We start from the raw sequence: 25,001 nt of genomic DNA, 5'->3' as shown, positions 1-25,001 counted from the left end.
CAGTTCCCTAAATGGTATTCAAGGCAGACCTTGAATTTCTTTTTCTTATGTTTTGAGGAGAGAGGTCAAAATTGCAGGTTCTTATTTTGTAGAGCTGACGAAGGAGCTGAAGCACATTTTTCATGGCCTTCACGCTGGTGTAAGGGCCGAAATATTCACCTTTCGTCCTGTCGACCTTTCTGGTGGAAATAATTCTCGGAAACTGTTCTTTCAGGATGACAATGTAAGGGAAGGTTTTGTCGTCCTTGAGCAGGATATTGTATTTCGGCTGATTTTCCTTAATCAGGTTGTTTTCAAGAAGTAGCGCATCGAACTCAGAATTGACGATAGTGAATTCTATTTCAGCAACCTCACCGACCATCTTGATGGTTTTGCGACTAAGCTGATTGGATCGGTTGAAATAACTAGCTACCCGTTTTTTTAGGTCTTTTGCTTTACCTACATAAATGAGCTTGCCGTGTTTATTTTTGAACCTGTATACACCAGGATCATTTGGAAGCAAGAGGACATCTTCCGTCTTGTATGAGGTCAGCGAAATTTCACCTGATGACATGCCTTAAAAGATGTCGTCTTCTGATACTTTTTCAATATCAACGCCAAGAGAATCGATGCCTTGCGTGCGATCATGCTTCGAACAGTCGAGCTCAACTGACAGACCATTGACAGGTTTCGGAAAAGGGCCTTTTTCAATGCCAAGGTCGGGATCGGCGTACACTTTCAGCATGAAATTGTTCCAGATGGGCATGGCTGTTCTGGCACCTTGCCCCATGGCCCAATTGCGGAAGTGAATACTTCTGTCGTCTCCACCAACCCAGCCACCTGCAACGAGATCCTTGGTCACTCCCATAAACCAGCCATCGGAGGCGTTTTGCGTGGTGCCTGTTTTTGCGCCCACCTGGTTGTTAGCTTTTATTTCTCTTGAAAGGCCGCCTCCGCTTCCATGAGGTTCTTCGGTGGCTCCTCGCAACATGTACAGCATGGTGTAGGCAGTTTCTTCACTCAGAGCTTCCCTGGTTTGCGGAACAAAGTCCTGGAGCACTCGGCCGTTTTCATCTTCAATACGGGTAATAAAGATCGGTTCTGTCCATACGCCCTGGTTCACGAAAGTGGAGTAAGCACCGACCATTTCATAAACTGAAACTTCGCCGCCGGCACCCAAACATAACGCAGGAACAGCTGCTAAGTCGCTTTGAATACCGATGCGGTGTGCGTAGTCGACGACAGTTTGTGGGCCGAGTTTTTTCATCCAATAGGCGGTAATAGTATTGACGCTTTGTGCCAGAGCACTTCTGATGGTCATCATTTGGCCGGTGGGGTTTCCTACGGCATTGCTGGGTGTCCAGGTGGGAGGATCCTGCCCGGGGAACGAAAAGGTGATGGGGGCATCAGCAACCTCATAGCAAGGGGAGTATCCATTATCTATTACAGCTGAATAAACGAAGGGTTTGATCGTAGAACCGGGCTGCCGTTTTCCCTGCATCACGTGGTCAAACTGAAAGTATTTGTGATCTATTCCCCCGACCCAGGCTTTTATGTGGCCGGAATGCGGATCCATTGCCATGAAACCAGCCTGAAGAAAGTGCTTATAGTACTTCAGCGAGTCATAGGCCGACATAAGTGTGTCAATTTCGCCGTCCCAGCTAAATACTTTCATAGGCCTTTTCAGGTTGAGCAATATATCGACCGAGTCAGCGTCCTTGCCGTATTCTTTTACCAGGCTTTTGTAGTAGCTGGTTCTCTGCATGGTAGTTTCAATGAAGTTTTCCACTTCGGTGAAATCCTCATTGATCCAGGGATTTCTGCCTTCAAGGTGTTTGATAAACACTGATTGAAGTGTGTCCATATGTTGTCTGACTGCATCTTCGGCGTAGGTCTGCATTCTGCTGTCTATGGTAGTATAAATCTTGAGACCATCCTCGAAAAGGTCATAGCCGTGCTGCGTGGTCCAGTCCATCAGGAAGTTTCTTATGACTGTTCTGAAGTAGGTAGCGAGGCCTTCATTGTGTCCATCAACCTTGTACTGCAAATCAAATTCTTTGGCTCTGAGAGAATCGTAGGCTATCTGATCTATTCGATTGTATTTGCGAAGGTTGTATAGTACCTCATTCCTTTTGCGCATGGAGGTTTCAGGATTGAGAATAGGGCTGTACCTGGTTGGCGCATTTACCAGGCCAACGAGGAGGGCAGCCTCGTGGTAGGTAATTTGTTTCGGCTCTTTGTTGAAAAAGGTTTTGGCTGCCGCTTTAATTCCGAAGGCGTTGCTGCCAAACGGAACGGTGTTGAGGTACATCGCCAGGATCTCTTCTTTGGTGTAGTTTTTCTCCAACTGCACGGCAATGATCCATTCTTTGAACTTGGTGATGATTTGCCCAAGGCCAGGGACATTATGCAATTTCCCTTTGTTCTCTTGCTCAGTTTTATAGAGGTTCTCCGCTAGCTGCATCGTTATGGTGCTGCCCCCACCGGCAAAGCTGAAGGTGAGTTTTCCGACGACCGCTCTTACCAGTGCCCGCAAGTCGATACCGGAGTGCTCACTAAACCTGAGATCTTCGGTGACAAGAAGCGTTTCTGTGAGCTCTCTCGAAAGTTCATCGTAGGTTACCGGCGTTCTGTTTTCTCTAAAGTATTTACCCAGCAGCACGTTGTCAGCTGAAAATAGCTGTGAAGCAGTTTCTTCTTCGGGGTTTTCAAGGCTTTCAAGGCCGGGGAGTTCGCCAAAAAGACCAAAGGAATTGTTTCCGATCATGTTAAAGAACACAGGAACACCAACCATCGTGCAAATGAAAACCACCCAAAGGGTGATCAATAGCCATTTGATTTTATTGCTCTTCATTAATAGTTATTGTTAAAGAAGGTTAAGTAAGCTTCCAGGTCTTTGGTTTGATAGAAAACGTTGAAGTTTTCTCTTGTGATTACGAAATTATAAAATTTTATGGTGCCATATTCCTTAAACAAGGTATTGTTGCTGTTGAAATTTTGATAAAACTCAGCCGCCTCTTTTTTACCTGGAAACGAGTTAACTAAAATCATCGATCTTCTGGCGTCAAGAATCAAATTGCCGAGTGTAAGCCCCTGAATTTGTAGGTTGGTTTTAATATAAGTGTCGACTTTCCCCGGAAGTTCATCGGGCAATTTGCCGTCAGGCGGATAAATAATTACGAAGAAATGGAGCTGATCGAACTCTTGTTTGAATTTTGCCTTTGCGCTATTGACAAGGTTTAGCTGGAAATCATCGTATGCCTTCACGAGTGTTTTCGCATAAGGAATTAGCTCACTCTCGGAGTAGGTGGTAATGAAGTTGTTCAGCTCAAACTGGTACCTGTACACGTCGTCCAGCTTTGCGATCAGCATAACGTCCAGCAGCTTCATATTGTCAGTAAAATCGTTATCGTCGTAAGCCAAAAGCCCCTCAGAAGTGATTTCCCTTGCTTTTTTGTACTCACCCCGCTGATAATAGCCATACGCCTCTGCGTACATTTTCTGGAGCTTGGCCGACGCTGCGGAGCTTTCTTCCCGATACCGTGGATTTACAATCAGTTTGGCAAAAATGGATTCCGGAAAGCGGGTAATTAGCTGTCTCTCATAATCAGAATAGATAGCACTGTCCAACTCTTTGTAGATGAGATACAGTTCATACAGCGCCTCTGGGGCATGCTCTGAATCCGGAAACCTTACAATGAGGGTGTTGAACGTGATCCCGGCATTATCTTTTTCCAATAACTGGAAGTTGTAGATGTTGCCGAGCTGGAAATGGGCTACCTCCACTTTCGCAAGTGCTTCATTTTGCGCCTCTTGAGTCAATGGAAGTGTTTTTATTAAATCTTCCTTGGAAATGGACGCAATCGCTTCGTCAGGATTAGCCTGTGCTGTTTGTTTTGGTGCCTCGGCATCCCTTACCGTTGCTGCAATCTCTCCCTGCTTCACTGATCGCCTCCAGTTGTCGGCCAGGGGCCTGTTGCCCCAAACCCTGGCGAACTCCTGCCGGCCCTGGCTGACAGCCGAAGCGCTGTAAAAATACCAGGTGCCCTGCTGTTGCACATTAATTTCCCTACCCTGAGTCTGGAAGTTCACGGCCTGGTTTCCACGTCGGCCCTTTTTGCTTTCAGCAATGGCTTTCTCTTTGTCTTCAGCTTCCTTGGCCTTGGCAGCGATGTAATCATCGAGGTACTTGTCCAGCTCATCCTCGGGCATTTTTGCAAGCATTAGCAGGCTGTCCTGGGTTTCAATGATTGTAACCTGTTCCACAAAAGCGGTAAGTATTTCGAGCCGTTGGCTCAGCGCTTCGTAGTTGGGTTCGTCTTTCGGTAGCACACTCAGGGTGCTGTCGTAGTAGCTTTGAGCAGTCTTATATTTTTTGAAATGGCGGTAGTACACCTCGGCAAGCTGAAGGTATGAATAACCCTTCTGCCTGGGGTTCGATGTGCTGGATTGAATAGAGTAGTTGTAGTTTTCAATGGCCTCATCATAATTTCCCTGCTTTAGCTCAAAGTTGGCCAGCTCGTAGTAAATCTTGTCTTTGAAGTCAATGTTTTTCTCGTCCTTTAAGAGCTTCCGAAAATACCTTCTCACAGTTTTGAGGTCATCCGAATTGGTGAGCTGGGTAACCGACGCCATGTTGAGCTTGGCATAAAACGACAGCTCATAGGGAGGGTTGTTCTGCAGGCAGGACTGATAGTTTTCATACGCCAGCGCATCAAAGGTCAATTGCTGATACACCTGACCAATAATGAAATAGATTTTTGCCCTCTCGTCGTGATTAGTTTCAAGAGGAACCGCTTCGACCAGGTTTTTCACCATGTTGTCGAGGTCGTCGGTCAACTGATAATAACGGGCCTTAAAAAGAGCGAATAGTCTTTTGTTATCCTTGCTGAGTTTTTCTCTTTGCAGGTAGTCGATCACAGCTGTGGCATTGTTGTATTCCCCGGCATCAACAAATGTGCGAAAAAGCCAAACCAGCGACAGGTGGCGTGTGTCCTTGTCTTTGCTCTTCACATTCACATATTTGAACGTTTCTACAGCATTCGGAAAATCGAGACTGAAAAGCCGTGCCTTGCCTACGGTGATGTAGCTGTCATCAACCCACCTACTGTTTTCATGTCTTTGAATAGCGATGGAAGCCTTTTTAACAACATCCTCTATCAGCTCCTCGTTAGCCTTGGAAAAAGACGAATCCATGGGAGGATAGATAGGTAAAATCCTGTTGTAATTTCTTTCACCATAATTGAGCAAATTTTGTTCAACTTCGAGGATTCGTTCTCTGGCGTAGAAATAGGCATTGTAGTGAGCAGTCGTATTATGATACACGTCGCCCACCGGAGTTATTTTGCTTCCTTTGCAACCAACGAGGAGATAGGAGAAAAGAAGAAAACTGAGGAAATGGTATGGTGAAATACGTTGGGTCAACTGAATTGATTTGAATTGCTAACGCTCAAAAATGTCTCAATAATACATAAAAATAAGAAGGTCTTATTTTATTCTATAATTTTGTGGCTCCCAGAACCTAAAAGGATTTGAAAAATAAGAAAACATTATCCAGCTGGCTTACCACCGGCTATCTGCTAATCATACGGAGTGAGGAGAATTTTGCGGAAAAGAGCACCATCAGGTTCAACTACGCAAGGCTCCTGCTTTTAGCTTTTGTTGTAGTATCAGTTTTTTTTGCGATTTGCTTTTACCTGGCTACCACCATTTTAGCTAAGTGGTACGACCCACGCCATCAGCAAATGGAAACCAATCGGAAATTAGTGAGTCTTTCACTCAAAGTGGATTCTATGCTTGTTGAGATGGATAACAAAGACTTGTACATCGATAACCTGAAACTGGTGCTTTCGGGCGACACAAGCATGTTGGAAACCGAATCGGCCCTGAGGGCGTCTGAGCAACAGGAAAGAGTGTTGTCGGCTTCTGAGATCAACAGCGAAAGACTGGCACCTATCGACTCAATTTTCAGACAAAGGTTCGAAAGTGCTGACTCTGAGATATTGCCTGTAAGTTCTTCTATTGGCTCTGATCTTCAGGACATCTACCTTTTTCAGCCCATTTCAGGCATTATTTCTGACAAATTCAACCCTAAGAACAACCACTATGGGACTGATGTGGTGGCAAAAAAAGATGAGCCGGTCAAGTGTGTGGCCGACGGCACTGTTATACTTGCCGACTGGACACAAAATGACGGCTATGTGATTGGTATTCAGCACAGAAGTAATTTGATTTCAGTATACAAGCACAATTCGGAATTATTGAAAAACGTTGGTAGCTTTGTCAGCGCCGGCGAGATTATATCTATTATAGGCAACACAGGCGAATTGACAACCGGGCCTCACTTGCATTTTGAGCTTTGGCACAATGGAATGCCGGTGGATCCTGAAGAATTCGTAGCTTTTTAATTTATTTATTATGACCATGTTTAATAACAAGGAAATTAAGGAAGCCGAAGAGCTCAGCAACTCCAGCAACATTATTGGAAAGGGAACTATCCTTCGCGGAGGTATCGAAACCTTCGGCAACATCAGGGTAGAAGGGAAAGTTATTGGTGATATTATCACTAAGTCAAAGGCGGCATTTGGTCATTCCTCTTACATTGAGGGAAATGTATTGGCGCAAAATGCTGAAATCGCCGGCACGGTGGACGGCAAAGTGGAAGTAACAGAAATGCTTGTGTTAAAGCCCTCAGCAGTTATCAATGGAGACATTATCACCAATAAACTGGTTATTGAGTCGGGTGCTTCTTTCAATGGAAAATGCCAGATGGGTGTAACTGTTAAGGAAATAAAAATTGGAGAAAAAAATTCGGAAGAAAGACCGCTCCTCAAAGCCCAGTCCTGAACAATCTGAGGCAGGAAAACTAAAAGACGCTGGCACCGGTTCAACTTTTCTGAGGTTTACCGGTGTCGGTTTTGAAATGTTGGCCACTATAGGCGTGGGAGTAACCGCCGGATACTATGCCGACAAGTACTTTCAGCTTCAGTTCCCGGTGTTTTTGTTGTCTCTTTCGTTCATTTCACTTTTTGGCTCTCTTTATTTGCTTTACAAGCGCCTTCCCAAAGAATAATGAATAACTATCTCAAGCTGTTTATTTTTTCAGCAGTTGTCGTTGGAGCATATTTTGCATTGCTGGCCTCCGGTTTCGGGCAATATATCCATTCAACGGCGATAGCGGCTATTATTTTCTACTCGCTTCAGTCCCTGCTGCTACTTTGGGCCGAGAGTAATTTTGTAAACAACGATGGTCAAAATTTCGTCCTTTTCGTCATTGGCAGTATTTCCTTTCGTCTTCTGACAAGTTTATTGGTCGCAATCACCTACCTTGTGGCGATTGGCGAAGAAAACACCAGTTTCATCATGACTTTCTTTGCCCTGTATTTATTATTTCTTGGGTTTGAATTATTTACGCTTATGACTAACTTGCGCTCAAATTCGAAAAGCGTTCAAATTGATGGATGAAGGTGTAAATCATAAGAGGGCCAACCTATTAAAAATCACCGTGTTATCACTGGTGATTATTTTATTTAATAGCCCGTTGGCGGTAGCTGCAGAGGAAACAGGGGGAACCTTTAATCCTTCAGAATTGATCAATCATCACATTTTGGATGCACATGAGTGGCATTTCTTCGACGGCCACTATGGCACGCTTTTCCTGCCAGTTATTTTGTATTCGCCAGACAATGGGTTGGAAGTATTTTCCAGCAGTAATTTCTATGATGAACATCACAACATCGTTGAATACAACGGCTACAAGTATGAGCACGGACATATTCTGCCTGTAGCAGAAGGCCGTACAGTTATTGACTTCTCGATCACGAAAAATGTGGCCTTTCTTTTCCTGAATGCCACTTTGATGATAGTAATCTTTCTTGCGGTGGCAAGAGGATACAAAAAACGGCCCAAAGAAGCGCCGAAAGGCATTCAGTCTTTGTTCGAGCCAATCATCGTTTTTGTGAGAGACGATATAGTAAAGCCTAATATTGGCCCCAAGTACGAGAGGTATCTGCCGTATTTGTTGACTTTATTCTTCTTTATCTGGTTTGGTAACCTGCTTGGCTTGATGCCAGGTGCTGCCAACCTCACTGGAAATATTGCCGTGACTGGCGTGATGGCCATTATCACGTTCCTTTTCACAAATTTTAGCGGAAACAAGACTTATTGGGGACACGTTTTTAATACCCCCGGAGTTCCGTTTGCATTGAAGTTCATCATTGTTCCTGTTGAGATCATTGGCGTTTTCACTAAGCCTATTTCTCTCATGATACGATTGTTTGTGGCGATCACCGCAGGCCACATTGTAATTCTGAGCTTGATTAGTTTGATATTCATATTCGAGAGCTATATGGTGGGCTTTGCGTCAACATTGATAGTGGTTTTCATTACCTTTATCGAGTTGCTCGTTGCCACGATCCAGGCTTATGTTTTTACGATGTTTTCGTCGCTCTATATTGGCCTTGCCATTGAGGAGCATCACGAAGAGCATCATTAATTACGAAACCATTTTCACTATTAAATAATAAAACTATGTGGTTATCTATTTTGCTTGACATGAGTTTGGCAATTATGGGCGCTGGTATCGGTGCCGGACTTGTTGCGATAGGCGCAGGTATTGGTATCGGTCGCATCGGTGGCTCGGCAATGGAAGCAATGGCTCGTCAGCCAGAAGCTGCCGGCAGAATCCAAACCGGTATGCTTATTATTGCTGCACTTATTGAGGTAATTGCCCTCTTTGGTGTGGTAGTATGTTTGCTTATCTCATTCAAAGCCTAAAAATGGCTTCACGGAGGCTGCACTTAGTAGCCTCCGTTTGTTTTTGACTGTAAACGTGATAAAATAATGGAACTCTTAACACCCGGGATAGGCCTTATATTTTGGCAAACGGTTATTTTCATAATCGTTTTTATTGTTCTGCTTACATTTGCCTGGAGGCCGATTGCTGACGCCCTTAAAGCGAGAGAAGGCTTCATCAACGATGCCTTGAAATCAGCTGAGCTGGCCAAAGAGGAAATGGCACAATTGAAAGAAGACAATGAGCTTCTTTTGGAGGATGCCAGAAAAGAAAGAGACCACATATTGAAAGAGGCTCTTGCTGCCGCCAATAGAATCAAGGAAGAAGCAAAAGCCGACACTTCAAAAATTGCCGAAAAAATGATAGCCGATGCCAAGTCTTCTATCGAAAATGAGAAGAAGGCTGCTCTGGCTGAGGTACAAAACCTCGTGGCTGAAATTTCTTTAGACATTGCTGAGAAGGTTTTGAGAAAGAACCTAAGTGGCGACAAAGCACAAAAGGCGCTGGTAGACGAATACATCAAAGACCTAAAAGTCAACTAAGATGTCAGAATTCAGGATAGCCACAAGATACGCCAAGTCTTTGCTGGAGTTGGCAGAGGAAAAGGGAGTGCTTGATAAGGTCAACGAAGACATGATCGCATTTGATCACTTGTGCAAGGCTAACAGGGATTTTGCTTTGATGCTTAAAAACCCAATTATTCAGCACCACCGCAAGCTGGCCATTCTTAAAAAGATATTCGCCGGCAAGGTGCATGACCTGACCCTGTCCATTTTCGATATTATCACAAGAAAGAACAGGGAGTTCATTTTGCCAATGCTCGCAAGTGAATTTACCCATCAATATAATGTGAGGAAGGGTATTTCCGAGGCAACAGTTACCACCAATTTTGCCTTGACACCTGATCTTCGTAAGGAATTCATGAGGCTGTTGAAAGAGATTACCAAGAAGGAAATCGAGTTGACAGAGAAGGTAGACAAGGAGATGTTGGGAGGCTACATCATTAAAGTGGGCGACCTTCAATTAGACGACAGCGTCGATTCTCGTCTCAAAGATTTGAAGACGAAATTGATTTCAAGTTCATACATTAAGAAGTTTTAAAAACACCATAATAATACACTAATGGCAGACGTAAGACCTGACGAGGTATCAGCGATTTTGAGAGAGCAGCTCTCAAACTTCAGAACTGAGGCTGAGCTCGAAGAAGTAGGAACAGTTCTTCAGGTAGGTGATGGAGTGGCCCGTATTTACGGACTTACTCAGGCACAAGCCGGTGAACTTTTAGAGTTCGAAAACGGCTTGAAGGCATTGGTACTTAACCTGGAAGAAGACAACGTAGGTGCAGTATTGCTGGGCGACCCAAAAGGAATTAAAGAAGGTGCTACTGTAAAGCGCACAAAGACAATTGCCTCCATTAAAGTAGGCGATAGCATGTGCGGCAGAGTAGTAGATACACTTGGCAATCCTATCGACGGTAAAGGTCCTTTGACTGGCGACTTGTACGAAATGCCGCTTGAAAGAAAAGCGCCGGGTGTTATCTATCGTCAGCCGGTAAACGAACCGCTGCAAACTGGTGTAAAGGCTATTGATGCCATGATTCCAATTGGTCGTGGTCAAAGGGAGTTGATCATTGGTGACCGTCAGACAGGTAAGACCGCTGTGGCCATCGATACCATCATCAACCAGAAAGAGTTTTACGAAAAGGGCGAACCTGTTTACTGTATATATGTGGCGGTAGGCCAAAAGGCCTCTACCGTAGCAGGTATTGTTGCTTCTCTTGAAAAAGCAGGAGCTATGCCTTACACTGTTATCGTGTCGGCTGCTGCATCCGACCCGGCACCAATGCAGTTCTTTTCGCCGTTTACAGGTGCTTCTATCGGGGAATACTTCCGTGATACCGGACGCCCTGCTTTGGTTATCTATGATGACCTTTCCAAGCAGGCGGTTTCTTACCGTGAGGTGTCACTTCTTCTTCGTCGCCCGCCAGGACGTGAGGCCTACCCGGGTGACGTATTCTATCTTCACTCTCGTTTGCTCGAGCGTGCTGCCAAAATCAACGACAACGATGAAATTGCCAGCCAAATGAATGACCTTCCAGAGTCATTGAAAGGCAAAGTAAAAGGAGGCGGATCATTGACAGCCCTTCCGATTATTGAGACGCAAGCCGGTGACGTTTCTGCTTACATCCCGACTAACGTAATCTCAATTACTGACGGACAGATTTTCCTTGAAACCAACCTGTTTAACTCAGGTGTGCGTCCTGCTATCAACGTTGGTATTTCTGTGTCAAGGGTGGGTGGTAATGCCCAGATCAAGTCGATGAAGAAAGTGGCTGGTACGCTGAAGCTGGATCAGGCCCAGTTCCGTGAACTTGAGGCTTTTGCCAAGTTCGGCTCCGACCTCGATGCGTCTACCAAGCTCACAATTGACAGGGGTAGAAGAAACCAGGAAATATTGAAGCAGCCTCAGTTCAGCCCAATGTCGGTTGAGCATCAGATCGCTATCATTTACGTGTCAACAAAAGGCTTCCTTGACAAAGTACCTTTGGACAAGGTGAAAGCCTTTGAGAAAGAGTTTCTTGCACTATTGTCAGCGCAGCATCAGGATGCACTGGATTTGCTTCGTGCGGGTAAGCTGGAAGACAGCGTGATAAACACCCTGGCCGAGACGGCTAAGAGTCTTCAAAAAAGTTACGTATCCTAAATAGCATGGTGAGTCCGCCCACTGGCGGACTTTTCAAATAGAAAGTATATGGCGAACCTAAAAGAGGTTAAGGGCAGAATTCAGTCGGTCACTTCTACTCAGCAGATCACTAAGGCCATGAAAATGGTGGCGGCTGCAAAGTTGAGGAGAGCGCAAGACCGCATTACGCAAATGCGCCCCTACTCTGAGAAGCTGACAGGTATACTTAGAAATGTTACTTCATCTGTTAGCGACGATTTGGAGAATGAATATGCCGTTGTTAGGGAGGTGAACAGGGTCGCTTTGGTTGTTGTTTCTTCTGACAAAGGCTTGTGTGGTGCTTTCAATAGCTCCGTTTTTAAAGCAGCTGTCAACCTTCTGAAAACAAAGTACAAGGAGCAGAATGAGTTCGGTGGAGTTACCATCATTCCTCTGGGAAAGAAGGCCATGGAGTTTTTCAAAAAGAGAAACTACAAAGTCGACACGAAGTACTGGGACATTTTCTCTAACCTCTCATTTGATGAAGTTCGCCCGGTAGCCGAGTACCTGATGGAAGCTTATAAGGCTGGAGATTTTGACGCCGTAGAGCTTGTATACAACGAGTTCAAAAACGTGGCTACTCAGGTGTTGAGGGTAGAAAAGTTCCTTCCTATTGAGCCGTCTGAGGTGGAAGAAGAGAGCACGTCCAGCTCAAATGCCATCGACTACATTTATGAGCCATCAAAGGAGTTCATCGTAAAAGAGCTAATCCCCAAGTCACTGAAGATTCAGGTGTACAAAGCCACTTTGGAGTCTAATGCTTCAGAGCAAGGCGCCAGGATGACAGCCATGGACAAGGCGACTGATAACGCTGGCGAGCTTTTGAAAGAGCTGAAGCTGATGTACAATAGAACCCGTCAGGCAGCGATCACCAAGGAGATCCTAGAGATCGTTGGTGGTGCTGAAGCACTAAAGAGTAGTTAAAATAAATATTTGACGATAAATTGAGCCCGTGAATATTCATGGGCTTTTTTTGTAGATGGGCAGGTCTTTTATAATAGGACTGCTTAAACATGGCAGCCTGGAGGTAGCTCTGGGTGCTGTCGTTATGTCGATGGTTGTTGCCTCTACCTGCGATGCCTATGTGCCTGCTTCTGTTTATATTTCCCTGTTTTTGGCTGTTTGGTTTATCTATATTCTCGACCGGCTTTTTGATGCCAGAAAAATACCCACATCCGCCAGCAACCCCCGGCATCATTTCTACCAGGAGCACTTCTCACAGTTGCTTACAGTCCTTGTGATAGTGGGATGCGTGGGCCTCGGCTCGCTGGTCTATTTGCCGGCACCAGTGTTGCTTTATGGTGTGTTGGTGATGGGAAGCTGCCTGCTGTATTTGCTGTGGGTATTTTTGTCGACCCGGAGCCTGCCTAAAGAAGTGGTTGTGGCAGCGCTTTATACTGCCGGAATTTCGCTGGCACCCCGGGCCTTGGCGAGCAGTGGTGTGGGGCCCGTGGATCTGCTGATTTTCATGGTGATATTCCTCATTGCTTTTATCAACCTGATTTTATTCTCCCGCCAAGAGCGGCAGTACGACATGGCCGATAGTCAGGAATCATTCATAACCCGGTGGAAACCCGAAAAAATAGGCTTGCTGTTGCGGGCTGCTTTTACTATGGCCATTATCGGGATAGCTGGCTTCTCCTGGTTCAGTGACAGCCTCCTTGCTCTGCAAGGGTTGCTGATGCTGATGCTTGGTGTACTTTGGATACTTTATCAGCGAATGGCTGATTTTGAAACCTCTTTCACCTATCGGCTCATTGGCGATGGCATTTTTCTGATGCCGATACTTCTTCTGATTTAGCATGGCCAATGGATTTAACCTTTTGGCTCCTGTGTACGACCCGCTGGCCCGGCTTGTCTTTGGAAAGTGCATTGACAGAAGCCAATGCGACTTCTTCGGAAGGGCAGTGAGTGTCAAGTCTACACTGGTAGCAGGCGGCGGCACTGGCCGGTTTTTTGAAGAATACTTCAAGCAGCATCCGGATAGCCAACTGGCTTTTATTGAGAAGTCGGCAGGCATGATCGCAAAGGCACGGTCGAGAACGATGCCGGGGATGAATATTGGTTTTGTGCGGTCGGACTTTTTGACTTACAGCGAAACCGATCCTTATGACCTTGTGTTACTGCCGTTTTTTCTGGACATGTTCTCCGACGAGTCGGTGGAAGGTATTGTGAAGTCGGTATCGCAGGTGAGTAAACCGAACACACTGTTGATCGTGACTGATTTTGTGAAACAGGAAAAACGAGGGTGGAAATCACTTCTCATAAGGGGTATGTACTTATTTTTTCGCTTAACTTGTGATATTGAGGCACATAGGCTTCCCAATTGGCAGGAGGCATTTGCCAGAGCTGGATGGAACATTAAGGAGAGTGCCACGTATTGTAGAGGAATGATAGGTACTCACCTTTTAGCGAGAAGCTAAATATTTTTTTGATCCAACCGATTCAATCGAAACCTATTCATTTTTTGGATGTCTTTTACCCTGCAACCTAATTAGAAATTGGATTCAGAAAGTGCGAGTTTACAGGAATACCTTGTGGTGAGGAGCCAGGAGGGCGATCGTCGGGCGATCAATGAGTTGTACAAGCTGTACTCAAAGGCTATGTACAATATCTGCCGCCGGATGATAGGCGACGAGGAAGAAGCCAGAGATGTGCTTCAGGATGCGTTTGTCGATGCCTTTGCCAGCTTGAAAAAGCTCCAGCAACCCAAGACTTTCCCTGCGTGGATCAAGCGGGTAGTGGTGAATCATTGCATCAATACGCTCAGGAAGAAGCGACTTTTCACTATCAGCATTGAGGAAAAGTTTGACCTGGCTTATGAAGATGACGACGACAACTACTATGCACGGATGGAGGCCGGTAAAATACTGCAAGCCATGGATCAGATTTCGGTGGGCTGCAAAACGGTGATGAATCTGTACCTCTTTGAAGGGTATGACCATGGAGAGATCGGGCAGATATTGGGTATAACGGAGTCGGCTTCGAAGGCCCAGTACTGTAAAGGAAAAGCAAAAGTGAGAGACTTGTTAGGAATGGAAAAATTGAAAGTAGCCAACCAATGACAGATTTTCTAAAAAAGAACATTGATGAGCGCCGGGACAGCTTCGATGTTTTCGACACGGACCTTGATTTGGCCTGGGAAAACATTGACAAGCGACTCAATGGCGGCAAGAAATCAGGAAAGGTAGTGCACATGTGGGGCTGGAGCGGTAAAGTAGTCCGGGTAGCCGCTGCTGTTACATTATTGTTGGCGGCATCCATCGCATTCATGTGGAACGGTGTGGGATCATCAAAGTCGCAACCGACACTTTCTATGGTGTCGCCGGAAATGGCAGAGACTGAGCAGTATTATGCCATGATGATTTCTGAAAAAATGAATGAAATAGAAGCCAATGGGCAGTGGGTAGACAAGGAAGTGGTGGAGGACATGCTGGCCCTCGATCAGGCCTATACTGAGCTCCAGACTGACCTGGCAGACAACGTAGACAATGAAGAGGTCATTCATGCAATGATCGTGAATTATAAAATTAAGCTGGACATCCTAGACAGGATACTGGCACAAATAAAGGAGGCAAAAAATGGAGCAGGTAGGAAAGAATCGTCTCTTTAGGTGGTTGATCATGCTGTTGCTTGTGTTGGCGGGAAACCACGCACAAGCGCAGAGCGATACGAGACTGACGAAGAGCATTAACAAAGCGTACAAGGTTCCGAAGGACATTACTGTTGACGTGAGCAATAAATATGGACGGGTAGCGGTAAAGTCGTGGGCAAAGGATTCTGTGCTTATCTCGGTGGAGATAACGGCGTATGCCAAGGACTCCAGGTCCACTCAAAAGCTGATGGAACGGGTTGAAATTGACTTTAGCAATCTTGGGTCTTTTTTAACCGTTGAAACTGTGCTGGACAGGGGCAGCGGAACCTTTAAGGAATTGCTGAACACGGTTGGTGATGTGTCGAAGACGGTTTTGAGCAGCAACAAGCTTACCATAGATTACGAGATAACTTTGCCAGAGGGAGCGAGCCTATTTTTGGACAACCGCTTTGGGAATGTTTTTATTGCCGATCATGGGGGGCCCATTAAACTTACCCTTGCCCATGGTGATTTGAAGGCCAATGAGTTGAAGGGTAAGTCGATCGTTGATTTAAGTTTTGGTAAGGCGAATATTAGACGGGTGCATGATGTGGAGCTGACGCTTAAGGCTGCTCAGGTCGACATTCAGCAGGCAAAGGGTATCATACTACAATCGATGACTTCCGAACTCAGGGTAGAAAGTGCGCTTTCAGCGAGGGTAGATTCCAGAAACGACAAGCTTAATTTTCAGAAGATAGGTTGGATCAGTGGCAAAGGAATGTTTACCGACTGGACGTTGGGTGAAATACAGGAGAACCTCGATTTGGAGGTGAACTACGGGCAGGTGATACTTCATAGCCTTAATAAAGACTTTGCAAAGGTAAGGCTGGCAAGTAAGTACACGGACCTGGATGTAACTATGGATCCTGCCAGTTGGGTAAATCTTGATATCAAGGCGGAGCAGGATAAGATTTATATCCCTGGCAACTGGATTCCCATGCTTAATAATAGCCCAGTGGACGACAAGGAGGGTTACATACAGTTGACAGGACAGGTGGGCAGAACAAACGACAAACAAGGCATCATGCAACTGGACATGCAGGGAGCCTCGGTAACCCTTCGCTATATGGAGGCGTTGCCGTTTACGAAGAACTAATACTAACAATGAAGAGATTATTTTTTGGTGCGCAGCTGTTGATAGCTGCCCTAAGTCTTGCAACATGCCAATTGGCCAATGCGCAAACGACGCAGGAATACTCGCAGTCAGCCGGCGTACGATTTGGTGCCACGTCAGCGCTGACTTACAAGAAGTTTCTGGTAACAGAAGAGGCACTGGAAATCATGGTAAGTGGCAGGCACGAAGGGCTGCAGCTCACTACTATGTATGTGTTCCATGTGCCGATGGATTTGGCTTTTTCTCCAAACTTCTATGCCTACTACGGTGCTGGTGGCCATTTCGGATTTGAGGAGCGAAACAACCTGACCAAGATACTGGTAGGGACAGACGGGAGTGCGTTCACCTATGAAAATGGGGCGACCTTTTTCACCATGGGGGCTGACTTTCTTATTGGTGTGGAATACCGGTGGCTGGCGGCTCCGATAACTGTTTCTTTTGATGTAAAGCCCTATTTCGACTACATCGGTTTCCGCAAAACGGATTCGAGGTTCTGGGACTCAGCCATTTCATTTAAGTACATTTTTTAAAAAAGATCGATGAAAGCTGTCAAAATTGTTTTTATACTTTCTATCACATGCGGTTGGCTAAGTAGCGCTGCACAGGGCATCGAGAATCCCGAAGAGATCAAGTCTCTTTTTAGCAAAGAAAATGAGATCAAGGGCTTCGGTGGCGTGGACATCAATATTACGGATGTGTATCAGGAAAGAAGCCTTCTGCTGGGTGCCTATGGGGGTGCCATCATCAACAAGCATGTGATGTTCGGGCTGGCAGGTTATGGCATTTCTACTGAGAATCAATTCCAAGGGGAGTCGGGCACCATGCTGAATATCGAAGGTGGTTATGGTGGCCTGTACCTTGGGGGTATCTTGTTTCCCAACGAAGTGGTGCACTTAACGATCCCGGTACTGTTTGGTGCTGGCGCTTTTCACATAGTCGACAAGCAGTATTTCCCTACTTCCTTCGATAAGGAGTATGTGCTTGAGTCAACGGCGTTTTTCGTAGTGAAGCCCAGTGCGCAGCTGGAAGTCAATATTACACAATTCTTGCGGGTGGGAGTGGGCGCCACCTATCGCCTCATAAAGGGGTCGGATCTGAGAGACATTTCGGATGATGATTTGACCAGCTGGGGAGGAACGTTTTCGATCAGGCTAGGCAGGTTTTAAATCACTGGCCTGAGGTTTATGAATGGTTTATACTAAAAAAACAGACTGGAGAAACCAGCCTGTTTTTTTTGATTTAGGAATTCTTGTCGGACTTTCTGTCTTTTCGAGTGGCCACGGATTTTCTAGAACAGAAGACTACTCTTTCACGATGTCATAAGCGACCACTGTGTTGCCGAAAAACGTAGGAACAAATAGTAAGCTTTGATCCGCCGCAATTTCAATATCCGCCGCATTGGCACCGGCTGCTTTGGTGTCAAGCAGTTTTGTTTTCTTCCAGTCCTCTGTCACGTAGTATACCTCGCCGTTCCAGTTGGACACAAAGTAGTCGCCATCCAGCGCTACCACGCCATCACCACCGGGAATTGAGTCCACCACCATTTTCACGTCCTTATCGGCGATGCTGATAGTGCTGAATTTGCCTGCGCCAAAGGATGCCACCATCAACCTTCCATCTTCCGCCAATAGGCCATTGGGGCCGCCGAGGACCTCGCCTTCTGTCCATAGTGCTACAGCACCATTAGCTAGCGCAAAGATTTTGCTCAAGTTCGAATCGCTGATATAGACGGTTCCTGAAGCGTCAACGGTGATATCGTTGAGGAAGGAGGCCCCGTCTACCGGAAATCTATTGGTGATCTCACCGGTGTTGACATCTATCTCCACCACTTCGTCGATGTTGCTTACGTAAAGCAGGTTGCCTACCATGCCCATGCCTTTAGGGCCGTCCAAACCGACCACCCATTGGGTGTCGATGATGGCTCCATCAAGCCCTACTTTGGCTATAAATCCGTCTCCATCTTTCGCATCCGGTGGCACCGCTCCGATGCAAGCAACGTACAGCACGCTATTTGTTACATCGTAGTAAACAGACTCAGGAGTGGTCAGCGTTGTGTCAGTTTCCCATTTTTTCACAAGTGAAACGGTGGTTGCTGGCGTTTCTTCCACGACGGTTTCTTCGGTCTTCTTTCCACTTTGGCAGGCCACCAAAACGGCAGCGGCCAAGAAATAGCTAAGTTTTTTCATTGTTGATATAGGTTTGTTACTTCGAAGTTAATAGTATCTATCACAATTGTAAAATTGTCAGAAATACTTATTTTTCATTAAATTTTAACACAGTAATTCGTCCAATTCTTCACCATAATAACAAGATGTAAGGCTATATGTTCCTTCGTTTGTAAAGTTCTCTTTGCTCTTTGTGAATCTTCTTCCACTTATTCTTTCTCTCAAGCATGGCACTTACATCCTGCCTTGTTTCCAGGTACGCCAGTTCCTTTATCATTTTGACATAGTTGATCCAGTGTGCTTCGTCCACCGAACCTTCGTCCAGCGCCTGGGTGATGGCACAGCCTTTTTCATCGGTGTGTGTGCAGTTCTTGAATTTGCAATGCTCGCTCAAGGCTTCAATGTCTTCGAAAGAAGTGCTTAAGCTGTACTGGTCACCCCAGAGCTGGAGTTCTCGCATGCCGGGAGTGTCTATCAAAACACCTCCACTTTCCAGCAGCATCAGATGTCGGCTTGTTGTGGTATGCCTGCCCTTTGAGTCCAGCTCCCTCACCTCGCCTGTTGCCATAAACGGCCGTCCAATCAGACTGTTGATGATTGTCGATTTGCCAACGCCAGAGGAGCCTACAATCGCTATGGTTGATCCAGCCTTTATATAAGGATGAAGGGTGCTTACCTGATTTTGCAGGGCCGCTGCCACCACAATCTCGACATTTTTGATTCGCTCTTTCACCTGTCGAACAATGTCTTCTGGATGGGGGCAGAGATCGGCTTTGTTCAAAACAATGATTGGCTCCACGTTTTGTGCGAGTGCAAGGTAGCGCTCAAGTCGGGCGAGATTGAAGTTGCTATCCAACCCCTGCACAATGAAAAGCTTGTCGATGTTGGTAGCAATGATTTGCTCCTCCAGCTTTTTGCCGGGTACTTTTCTTGAAATGACAGACTGCCGCTGCAGCACCTTTTGAATGACGGCCTTTCCCTTGTCAATTTCCATCATCAGTACCCAGTCGCCCACTTTTGGCAACTCGGCATCTGTTTCTGCCATGTAAAAAAGGCGGCCTGTCGCCTCTGCAATATATGTTTCTCCGGCTGCAAGTACCTGGTAGTTGGTTTTGTTTTCTATAGATACTTTACCGACGATGAGCTCTCTTTCGTCCTGGGTAATTTGATTTTCAAAATAGGTATTCCAGCCCAATGGGCTTAAGTGATTGTATTCCATTTCAGTATTGGATTTAGTCAATAAAAAACTACTCCACCGTGGGAAGGTGGATCTGAAAGAAGCGCTGCCCGAAGGAGCGCCTTAGGCTATATCAAGCCCTGGAATAGAAATTTTTAAAAGTATCAGAGACTAAAAGTTATTTTGGCAAAGATAAGAATTTGGTCTAAATAATCATCAAATGACTCTTCTTCCCTTTTCCAGCTGAAGCACGTGGTCAACACATGCAGGCAATTCTTCCTCATAATGTGTGACATAAATGAGTGCTGTGGAGGATGCGCTACAAACAGCATCTACCACTGTCCGCACCCTTGTTTGTTGCACATGATCAAGGCCCTGACACGGCTCGTCGAGGATAAGCAGAGGAGGGTTTTTTGTCATGGCTCTGGCAAGGAGAATGATTCGCTGTGTGGTGGGCGAGGCTGTTTCGAAAATTTGTGTGCCCGAACGCTGCAGCTCAAGCAGGTCAAGCCACTCGTCGACCAAAGACGCCTGCTCCTTGTTCACAGGCTTTAGATAGCCAAGTGTGTCATGAAAGCCAGAAGCGACAATTTCCCAGCAGGTAGCCCTGGAATGAAAGTACTGTAGAAGCTCTGGCGATACAAAACCAATTTTTTTCTTGATGTCCCAAATGCTTTCTCCGCTGCCTCGCTTGTGGTCAAACAGCGTGATGTCGTTGGCATAGGCCTGGGGGTTGTCTCCATTGATCAGGCTTAGTAGCGTTGACTTTCCTGCGCCGTTTTGTCCTCGCAGCGCCCAGCGTTCTCCCGGCTTGATTGCCCAACTGACGCCGCTGAGAATAGTGCTGTCTCCATATTTGACGGTCACTTCTTTCATACCCACGATCAATTTGTATTTTGATAGCGGTTGATTTTCTGTCAGCCTGTTCACTTTGGTGGCATCAAGGGAGTAAGAGGGGGGGGTGGACAGCTTAATTGAACTAAATCTTTCCCGGGTGGCGACTTGTTCAATCTGACAATTGTCCAGAATGACGGCATGTGTAACCACGGAGGGTATTTCATCAACAGCGGTGGTAAGCACAATGGCGATGCCAGAAGTGATGATTTCGTCAAGGATGGAATTGAACGCTGTCCTGGTTGTCACATCCAGGCCAACAAGTGGACTATCCAAAAGCAACAACCTGGGGTTTTTCAGCAGGGAGGCTGCCAGCCTGAGTCTTTTGGTTTCTCCATTGCTTAGCTTGATAAGCTGCTTCTGACGCAGCGGCTCAAGCTGGAAAAGCGAGATGACTTTGCTGACGTCCCAGGACCCTTCTGCTAAGCTTTTCTGCGCCTCGTCATTAAGAAAATCTTCGACGGTTGGGGCATCCTCTGAAAAGGCGGCATTAAAGCGTTGCTGGTAAAAGAACTCCGAAGTGTTGGAAAGATTCTTGAACTGGTACTTTACTGGGAGGTAGCTGATGAGCTGCCGGTAGTTAAAATAGGGGTCTTTTGGCGGATGGGCCCTGATGTATTCATCGTAAAAAGGCCTGATGACTTGCCCCTTTACAACATTGAAATTACCTGCAATGGCCTCCAGCAGGGCGCTTTTACCGGATCCACTATGCCCCAGAAGAGCCCAGCACTCACCGCTTCTCACCTCAAAGGACAAGTCTTTGAAAACGATTTTTTCACCGTAACGAGCGGTTAGGTTGTCGAGCTTAAGAAGAAGCTGATCGTGCATAACGCTGAAAGTATTTTAAGCCGGGATTATGTTGAGCTCCCGGCAAGTTTAATAAAATTCTTTCACTGACGGTTTTTTTAATGTGCTGATTCAGGGTAGCCTTCATTTTGTCTGTACTACTTCGTCTAAATGTCATTTTTTAATCGATCTAAAATTTCTAATTTGTCGCTAACCCAAGTGTGATGGAAGATATAGAAAGAGCAGTTTCCCTGATGGGAGTAGGTATGATTACTGTGTTCCTGGTATTGGCCCTGGTGGTGCTTACAGGAAATGCACTCATCAAGTTTGTCAACACCTTTGTTCCGGAAACCTTACAGGCTTCCCCCAAATCCCCTTCCACACAAACATCCCAGGTAGCTTCCAAAAAAATAGCAGCCATTACCTCGGCGGTTCATCAGCTCTCAGGAGGTAAGGCCAACATCCAAAAGATTGAGAAATTGTAGTGTTTAAACAACCCGGAAATGAGTAAGGAAATAGGACTTTGTCTTGTGTACAGAGACATGTGGCAGTCGTCGGGCAAGTACATGCCCAGGAAAGACCAATTGGTGAAGGTGGCAGCCCCTATAGTAGACATGGGCTGCTGGAGGAGAGTGGAAACCAACGGCGGCGGTTTTGAACAAATCAATTTGCTTTATGGTGAAAACCCCAACCGCTCGGTTCGGGAATGGACACAACCGTTCAATGATGCAGGTATTCAAACGCAAATGCTTGAAAGAGGCCTGAACGGGCTTCGCATGTATCCCGTGCCCATGGATGTGCGGGAGTTGATGTTCAGGGTGAAGAAAAAGCAGGGCACCGATATATCCCGCTCATTCGATGGCCTCAACGACACCAGGAGCATCATCAATTCAATAAAGCTGGCAAAAAAGGGAGGCATGATTGCCCAGGCGGCATTGAGCATTACCCACAGCCCTATCCACACCGTCGACTATTTTGTGAACATGGCGGGCACCTTGATAGATGCTGGAGCAGATGAAATAGCCGTGAAAGACATGGCAGGCATTGGTCGCCCGGCTTCTATTGGCAAAATAGTGGCCGGTATCAAGGCGATCAAAAAAGACATATTGGTGCAATACCATGGCCATTCCGGGCCAGGCTTTTCGGTTGTTTCCTCGTTGGAGGCAGCCCGAGCGGGTGCAGATATCATCGACGTGGGCATGGAGCCGCTGTCGTGGGGCACAGGGCATGCTGATTTGCTCACTGTTCATGCTATGCTGAGAGATGCTGGGTTTTCGTTGCCTGATATCAACATGAAAGCCTATATGCAGGTGAGAACGCTGACACAGGAGTTCATAGATGATTTTCTGGGATACTATATCGATCCTAAAAACCGGCTGATGAATTCACTGCTGATTGGCCCGGGCTTGCCAGGAGGCATGATGGGCAGCCTGATGGCCGATCTGGAGAAGAACCTGGTTTCTGTGAACAAAGCCAGAGAGAAAAACGGAGAACCTGCCATGTCGCAGGACGACCTGCTGATCAAGCTGTTTGAGGAAGTGGAGCATATCTGGCCGAAGATGGGCTATCCGCCACTGGTGACCCCCTATAGCCAGTATGTGAAAAATGCTGCACTCATGAATGTGATGCAGATGAACAAGGGCAAGGAACGCTGGAGTATGCTGGACGATAACACCTGGGATATGATGCTGGGCAAGTCCGGTCAGCTGCCAGGGCCTGTAGCTGATGAATTGAAAGCTTTGGCCAAAGCACAAAACCGGGAGTTTTTTGAAGGCGATCCGCACAGCCTATACCCAAATGAGCTCGAGAAAATCAGGGGCGAGATGAAGGAAAAAGGCTGGGAGTTTGGAGAGGATGAAGAGGAGCTGCTGGAATATGCCATGCATCCTAAGCAATACATCGATTACAAGTCGGGTAAAGCCAAGAAAGCTTTTGATGAGGATTTGGCACAAAGAAAAGCAGCTGCGTCGGCGCCTGCTGCTCAGGCTACAAGCCAAACGCCAGCCATGGCAGCCCTGCCTCAAACATTAATGGTAGATGTGAACGGTGAGGCATTCCGGGTGACGGTATCCTACGATGGAGATAGTCAGCCGACGTCGGCTTCCGAAGCTCCGGCTATGCCGCAGGCTTCCAGCAACGGACATACGCAGGACATACTGGCTCCGCTTGAAGGCAAATTCTTTGCAACGAAAGACGCTGGCGAAAAGGCCATCAAGCCAGGTGACTTTATAAAAAAGGGTGATACTGTGGGCTACATAGAGGCCATGAAGGTGATCAACGCTATTTCCTCCGATAAAGAAGGGACAGTAGTGGAAGTTTGTTTCAAAGACGGGCAGGAGGTATACGATGACGACGTGCTGGTGAGAGTGAAAAGTTAAGGCCATAACCAGCTCACTATTTACTTCTTACCAATAACCACTTAACTCCCTACCATGGAACTGTTCGAAAAAGTATACAGAATGACCGCCCTGGGCGACTTGGTTGCTTATCCGTCTTATATCCTGATGATCCTCATCGGGTTTGGTTTGCTCTACCTGGGCATTGCCAAAAAATATGAGCCGCTGCTCCTTGTACCCATTGCTTTTGGAGTGTTGCTGGCCAACTTTCCCGGAGGAGGGATGGGAGTGGAAAAGATTCCTGAGGGGCTTACCCTGCCGCAGATTGCCGAGCAGTACGGCATCATGAACTTTGTTTACTACGCCCTGATCAAAACGGGCTTTCTGCCGCCAATCATTTTCATGGGGGTAGGTGCGCTGACCGACTTTGGTCCTATGCTGCGCAACCTCAGGTTGGCCTTTTTCGGTGCCGCTGCACAAATAGGCATTTTCTGTGTGTTGATGGCGGCTGTGGCCATGGGTTTTACTTTGAAAGAGGCTGCTTCTCTGGGCATCATAGGTGGGGCCGACGGGCCTACCGCTATTTACACCACCATCAAATTGGCGCCGCATCTACTCGGGCCGATTGCAATTGCGGCTTACTCTTACATGGCATTGGTGCCGGTGATCATCCCGTTTGTCGTTCGGTTTTCCATGACAAAAAAGGAGCTGCTCATCAATATGAAGGAGCAGGACAAACTGTTTCCGTCCACGAAGCCTATCAAGAGTTTGCAGGCGTTGAAAATCATGTTCCCCATCGCCCTGGGCTCTATTGTAGCTATTTTGGTGCCTAGCTCCGTGCCGCTGGTCGGCTTTCTGATGTTTGGCAACCTGGTAAAGGAAATTGGCGTGGCTACAGGACGCCTGTACCAGGCCACATCCGAGACCATTCTGAACTCGGCCACTGTGTTTCTTGGCTTATCTGTCGGCGCCACCATGACCACCAAAGCCTTCCTGAACACGCAAACGCTGATGATTGTGGTGGGGGGCTTTATTGCCTTTGCCATCTCCATTCTAGGCGGCATCATGGCTGTGAAAGTGTACAACCTGTTTGCGAAAAAGAAGATCAATCCACTGATAGGCGCTACTGGCTTAAGTGCCGTACCTATGGCCGCCAGGGTAGCCAATGAAATAGCCATCAAGCATGATCCCAGCAACCACTTGCTGCAATACGCCATGGCCAGCAATATTTCAGGAGTGATTGGCTCCGCCGTGGCGGCTGGAGTGCTGATTTCGTTTTTGGGGTAGGTGGGGTTGAGACTGTACGGCGCAGGATCATCTTCCCGCTTTGATTCATCAGCGTACCCCATGGCCCGTTTTTGATCTTTGATGATTTGCCCCTCTCCTTCGTTTTCTTAGCTC

The 25,001-nt window shown here is 46.6% G+C and carries 26 protein-coding genes; 20 read left to right on the top strand and 6 right to left on the bottom strand.

Annotation, left to right across the window (positions count from 1 at the left end; translation table 11 throughout):
- Nucleotides 1–7: 7 nt before the first annotated feature.
- Genes RT717_RS23000 through porW form a run of 3 tightly spaced genes read right to left on the bottom strand, consistent with a single transcriptional unit; the run spans nt 8 to nt 5,403 of the window.
- Nucleotides 8–553: a GIY-YIG nuclease family protein gene (locus RT717_RS23000; RefSeq protein ID WP_317488692.1), complete on the bottom strand. Its 546-nt coding sequence runs from the start codon at nt 551–553 to the stop codon at nt 8–10.
- Between the two features lie 3 nt (nt 554–556).
- Complete coding sequence (locus RT717_RS22995) at nt 557–2,833, bottom strand: penicillin-binding protein 1A (RefSeq protein ID WP_317488691.1); 2,277 nt, start codon at nt 2,831–2,833, stop codon at nt 557–559.
- Complete coding sequence (gene porW / locus RT717_RS22990) at nt 2,833–5,403, bottom strand: type IX secretion system periplasmic lipoprotein PorW/SprE (protein WP_317488690.1); 2,571 nt, start codon at nt 5,401–5,403, stop codon at nt 2,833–2,835. Before porW ends, RT717_RS22995 begins: the two co-directional genes overlap by 1 nt.
- Nucleotides 5,404–5,510: 107 nt before the next feature.
- On the opposite strand from porW, the gene RT717_RS22985 reads away from it, so the two are divergent.
- The 17 genes from RT717_RS22985 to RT717_RS22905 all read left to right on the top strand — a co-directional run bounded on the left by RT717_RS22985 (nt 5,511) and on the right by RT717_RS22905 (nt 17,408).
- Entirely contained in the window at nt 5,511–6,386 is an 876-nt protein-coding gene (locus RT717_RS22985) for a M23 family metallopeptidase (protein ID WP_317488689.1), read from the top strand.
- Nucleotides 6,387–6,396: 10 nt separating this feature from the next.
- The gene (locus tag RT717_RS22980) at nt 6,397–6,825 is read left to right on the top strand and encodes a bactofilin family protein (RefSeq protein WP_317488688.1); all 429 of its coding nucleotides are present in this window, start codon (nt 6,397–6,399) and stop codon (nt 6,823–6,825) included.
- Nucleotides 6,776–7,051 (top strand): AtpZ/AtpI family protein, encoded by a 276-nt coding sequence (locus RT717_RS22975; protein ID WP_317488687.1) that lies wholly within the window; start codon nt 6,776–6,778, stop codon nt 7,049–7,051. Before RT717_RS22980 ends, RT717_RS22975 begins: the two co-directional genes overlap by 50 nt.
- A complete protein-coding gene (locus RT717_RS22970) occupies nt 7,051–7,443 on the top strand; it encodes a hypothetical protein (protein WP_317488686.1) in 393 nt (130 codons plus the stop codon). The genes RT717_RS22975 and RT717_RS22970 overlap by 1 nt, the downstream gene beginning before the upstream one ends.
- Complete coding sequence (gene atpB, locus RT717_RS22965) at nt 7,436–8,473, top strand: F0F1 ATP synthase subunit A (protein WP_317488685.1); 1,038 nt, start codon at nt 7,436–7,438, stop codon at nt 8,471–8,473. Before RT717_RS22970 ends, atpB begins: the two co-directional genes overlap by 8 nt.
- 35 nt (nt 8,474–8,508) lie before the next feature.
- Nucleotides 8,509–8,754 (top strand): ATP synthase F0 subunit C, encoded by a 246-nt coding sequence (gene atpE / locus RT717_RS22960; protein ID WP_152001671.1) that lies wholly within the window; start codon nt 8,509–8,511, stop codon nt 8,752–8,754.
- Nucleotides 8,755–8,820: 66 nt separating this feature from the next.
- Nucleotides 8,821–9,315: a F0F1 ATP synthase subunit B gene (gene atpF / locus RT717_RS22955; protein WP_152001672.1), complete on the top strand. Its 495-nt coding sequence runs from the start codon at nt 8,821–8,823 to the stop codon at nt 9,313–9,315.
- A gap of 1 nt (nt 9,316) precedes the next feature.
- Nucleotides 9,317–9,874, top strand: a complete 558-nt coding sequence (atpH, locus tag RT717_RS22950; protein ID WP_317488684.1) for an ATP synthase F1 subunit delta — start codon at nt 9,317–9,319, stop codon at nt 9,872–9,874.
- Nucleotides 9,875–9,895: 21 nt separating this feature from the next.
- On the top strand, nt 9,896–11,476 hold the full coding sequence (atpA, locus tag RT717_RS22945) for a F0F1 ATP synthase subunit alpha (protein ID WP_317488683.1): 1,581 nt from the start codon (nt 9,896–9,898) through the stop codon (nt 11,474–11,476).
- Between the two features lie 48 nt (nt 11,477–11,524).
- Nucleotides 11,525–12,418, top strand: coding sequence for an ATP synthase F1 subunit gamma (gene atpG / locus RT717_RS22940; RefSeq protein WP_317488682.1), 894 nt, complete (start codon nt 11,525–11,527; stop codon nt 12,416–12,418).
- Nucleotides 12,419–12,473: 55 nt separating this feature from the next.
- The gene (locus RT717_RS22935; protein ID WP_317488681.1) at nt 12,474–13,295 is read left to right on the top strand and encodes a UbiA prenyltransferase family protein; all 822 of its coding nucleotides are present in this window, start codon (nt 12,474–12,476) and stop codon (nt 13,293–13,295) included.
- Nucleotide 13,296: 1 nt separating this feature from the next.
- Nucleotides 13,297–13,917 (top strand): class I SAM-dependent methyltransferase, encoded by a 621-nt coding sequence (locus RT717_RS22930; RefSeq protein WP_317488680.1) that lies wholly within the window; start codon nt 13,297–13,299, stop codon nt 13,915–13,917.
- A gap of 78 nt (nt 13,918–13,995) precedes the next feature.
- The gene (locus tag RT717_RS22925; RefSeq protein WP_152001680.1) at nt 13,996–14,559 is read left to right on the top strand and encodes an RNA polymerase sigma factor; all 564 of its coding nucleotides are present in this window, start codon (nt 13,996–13,998) and stop codon (nt 14,557–14,559) included.
- Nucleotides 14,556–15,107, top strand: coding sequence for a hypothetical protein (locus tag RT717_RS22920; RefSeq protein WP_317488679.1), 552 nt, complete (start codon nt 14,556–14,558; stop codon nt 15,105–15,107). The genes RT717_RS22925 and RT717_RS22920 overlap by 4 nt, the downstream gene beginning before the upstream one ends.
- Complete coding sequence (locus tag RT717_RS22915; RefSeq protein ID WP_317488678.1) at nt 15,076–16,224, top strand: hypothetical protein; 1,149 nt, start codon at nt 15,076–15,078, stop codon at nt 16,222–16,224. Before RT717_RS22920 ends, RT717_RS22915 begins: the two co-directional genes overlap by 32 nt.
- A gap of 8 nt (nt 16,225–16,232) precedes the next feature.
- Entirely contained in the window at nt 16,233–16,772 is a 540-nt protein-coding gene (locus RT717_RS22910; protein ID WP_317488677.1) for a hypothetical protein, read from the top strand.
- Between the two features lie 9 nt (nt 16,773–16,781).
- Entirely contained in the window at nt 16,782–17,408 is a 627-nt protein-coding gene (locus RT717_RS22905; protein WP_317488676.1) for a hypothetical protein, read from the top strand.
- A gap of 135 nt (nt 17,409–17,543) precedes the next feature.
- Here the strand turns inward: RT717_RS22905 and RT717_RS22900 are convergent, their stop codons facing one another.
- From RT717_RS22900 to RT717_RS22890, 3 genes are all read right to left on the bottom strand, one after another.
- The gene (locus RT717_RS22900) at nt 17,544–18,428 is read right to left on the bottom strand and encodes an SMP-30/gluconolactonase/LRE family protein (protein WP_317488675.1); all 885 of its coding nucleotides are present in this window, start codon (nt 18,426–18,428) and stop codon (nt 17,544–17,546) included.
- Nucleotides 18,429–18,561: 133 nt separating this feature from the next.
- Nucleotides 18,562–19,626 carry a ribosome small subunit-dependent GTPase A gene (gene rsgA / locus RT717_RS22895; protein WP_317488674.1) on the bottom strand — a complete coding sequence of 355 codons (1,065 nt, stop codon included), beginning with the start codon at nt 19,624–19,626 and terminating at the stop codon, nt 18,562–18,564.
- A gap of 174 nt (nt 19,627–19,800) precedes the next feature.
- Entirely contained in the window at nt 19,801–21,306 is a 1,506-nt protein-coding gene (locus RT717_RS22890; protein WP_317488673.1) for an ATP-binding cassette domain-containing protein, read from the bottom strand.
- A gap of 182 nt (nt 21,307–21,488) precedes the next feature.
- Here RT717_RS22890 and RT717_RS22885 point away from each other — a divergent pair, with 182 nt between their 5' ends.
- Genes RT717_RS22885 through RT717_RS22875 form a run of 3 tightly spaced genes read left to right on the top strand, consistent with a single transcriptional unit; the run spans nt 21,489 to nt 24,887 of the window.
- On the top strand, nt 21,489–21,749 hold the full coding sequence (locus tag RT717_RS22885; protein WP_317488672.1) for an OadG family transporter subunit: 261 nt from the start codon (nt 21,489–21,491) through the stop codon (nt 21,747–21,749).
- Nucleotides 21,750–21,767: 18 nt separating this feature from the next.
- Complete coding sequence (locus tag RT717_RS22880; protein WP_317488671.1) at nt 21,768–23,642, top strand: biotin/lipoyl-containing protein; 1,875 nt, start codon at nt 21,768–21,770, stop codon at nt 23,640–23,642.
- A gap of 54 nt (nt 23,643–23,696) precedes the next feature.
- Nucleotides 23,697–24,887 (top strand): sodium ion-translocating decarboxylase subunit beta, encoded by a 1,191-nt coding sequence (locus tag RT717_RS22875; protein WP_317488670.1) that lies wholly within the window; start codon nt 23,697–23,699, stop codon nt 24,885–24,887.
- Nucleotides 24,888–25,001 lie beyond the last annotated feature (114 nt).

The organism is Imperialibacter roseus (assembly GCF_032999765.1).
Taxonomy (GTDB): Bacteria; Bacteroidota; Bacteroidia; order Cytophagales; family Cyclobacteriaceae; genus Imperialibacter; species Imperialibacter roseus.
The sequence above is the reverse complement of the archived record's forward strand: the minus strand, read 5'-3'. Positions and strand labels throughout refer to the sequence as shown.

Bases quoted from the DNA above. Each gene is read 5' to 3' on its own strand.
- RT717_RS23000 (WP_317488692.1), bottom strand. From the start codon at position 553: ATGTCATCAGGTGAAATTTCGCTGACCTCATACAAGACGGAAGATGTC.
- RT717_RS22995 (WP_317488691.1), bottom strand. From the start codon at position 2,833: ATGAAGAGCAATAAAATCAAATGGCTATTGATCACCCTTTGGGTGGTT.
- RT717_RS22980 (WP_317488688.1), top strand. From the start codon at position 6,397: ATGACCATGTTTAATAACAAGGAAATTAAGGAAGCCGAAGAGCTCAGC.
- RT717_RS22970 (WP_317488686.1), top strand. From the start codon at position 7,051: ATGAATAACTATCTCAAGCTGTTTATTTTTTCAGCAGTTGTCGTTGGA.
- atpB (WP_317488685.1), top strand. From the start codon at position 7,436: ATGGATGAAGGTGTAAATCATAAGAGGGCCAACCTATTAAAAATCACC.
- atpE (WP_152001671.1), top strand. From the start codon at position 8,509: ATGTGGTTATCTATTTTGCTTGACATGAGTTTGGCAATTATGGGCGCT.
- atpF (WP_152001672.1), top strand. From the start codon at position 8,821: ATGGAACTCTTAACACCCGGGATAGGCCTTATATTTTGGCAAACGGTT.
- atpH (WP_317488684.1), top strand. From the start codon at position 9,317: ATGTCAGAATTCAGGATAGCCACAAGATACGCCAAGTCTTTGCTGGAG.
- atpA (WP_317488683.1), top strand. From the start codon at position 9,896: ATGGCAGACGTAAGACCTGACGAGGTATCAGCGATTTTGAGAGAGCAG.
- atpG (WP_317488682.1), top strand. From the start codon at position 11,525: ATGGCGAACCTAAAAGAGGTTAAGGGCAGAATTCAGTCGGTCACTTCT.
- RT717_RS22935 (WP_317488681.1), top strand. From the start codon at position 12,474: ATGGGCAGGTCTTTTATAATAGGACTGCTTAAACATGGCAGCCTGGAG.
- RT717_RS22930 (WP_317488680.1), top strand. From the start codon at position 13,297: ATGGCCAATGGATTTAACCTTTTGGCTCCTGTGTACGACCCGCTGGCC.
- RT717_RS22920 (WP_317488679.1), top strand. From the start codon at position 14,556: ATGACAGATTTTCTAAAAAAGAACATTGATGAGCGCCGGGACAGCTTC.
- RT717_RS22915 (WP_317488678.1), top strand. From the start codon at position 15,076: ATGGAGCAGGTAGGAAAGAATCGTCTCTTTAGGTGGTTGATCATGCTG.
- RT717_RS22910 (WP_317488677.1), top strand. From the start codon at position 16,233: ATGAAGAGATTATTTTTTGGTGCGCAGCTGTTGATAGCTGCCCTAAGT.
- RT717_RS22905 (WP_317488676.1), top strand. From the start codon at position 16,782: ATGAAAGCTGTCAAAATTGTTTTTATACTTTCTATCACATGCGGTTGG.
- RT717_RS22900 (WP_317488675.1), bottom strand. From the start codon at position 18,428: ATGAAAAAACTTAGCTATTTCTTGGCCGCTGCCGTTTTGGTGGCCTGC.
- rsgA (WP_317488674.1), bottom strand. From the start codon at position 19,626: ATGGAATACAATCACTTAAGCCCATTGGGCTGGAATACCTATTTTGAA.
- RT717_RS22890 (WP_317488673.1), bottom strand. From the start codon at position 21,306: ATGCACGATCAGCTTCTTCTTAAGCTCGACAACCTAACCGCTCGTTAC.
- RT717_RS22885 (WP_317488672.1), top strand. From the start codon at position 21,489: ATGGAAGATATAGAAAGAGCAGTTTCCCTGATGGGAGTAGGTATGATT.
- RT717_RS22880 (WP_317488671.1), top strand. From the start codon at position 21,768: ATGAGTAAGGAAATAGGACTTTGTCTTGTGTACAGAGACATGTGGCAG.
- RT717_RS22875 (WP_317488670.1), top strand. From the start codon at position 23,697: ATGGAACTGTTCGAAAAAGTATACAGAATGACCGCCCTGGGCGACTTG.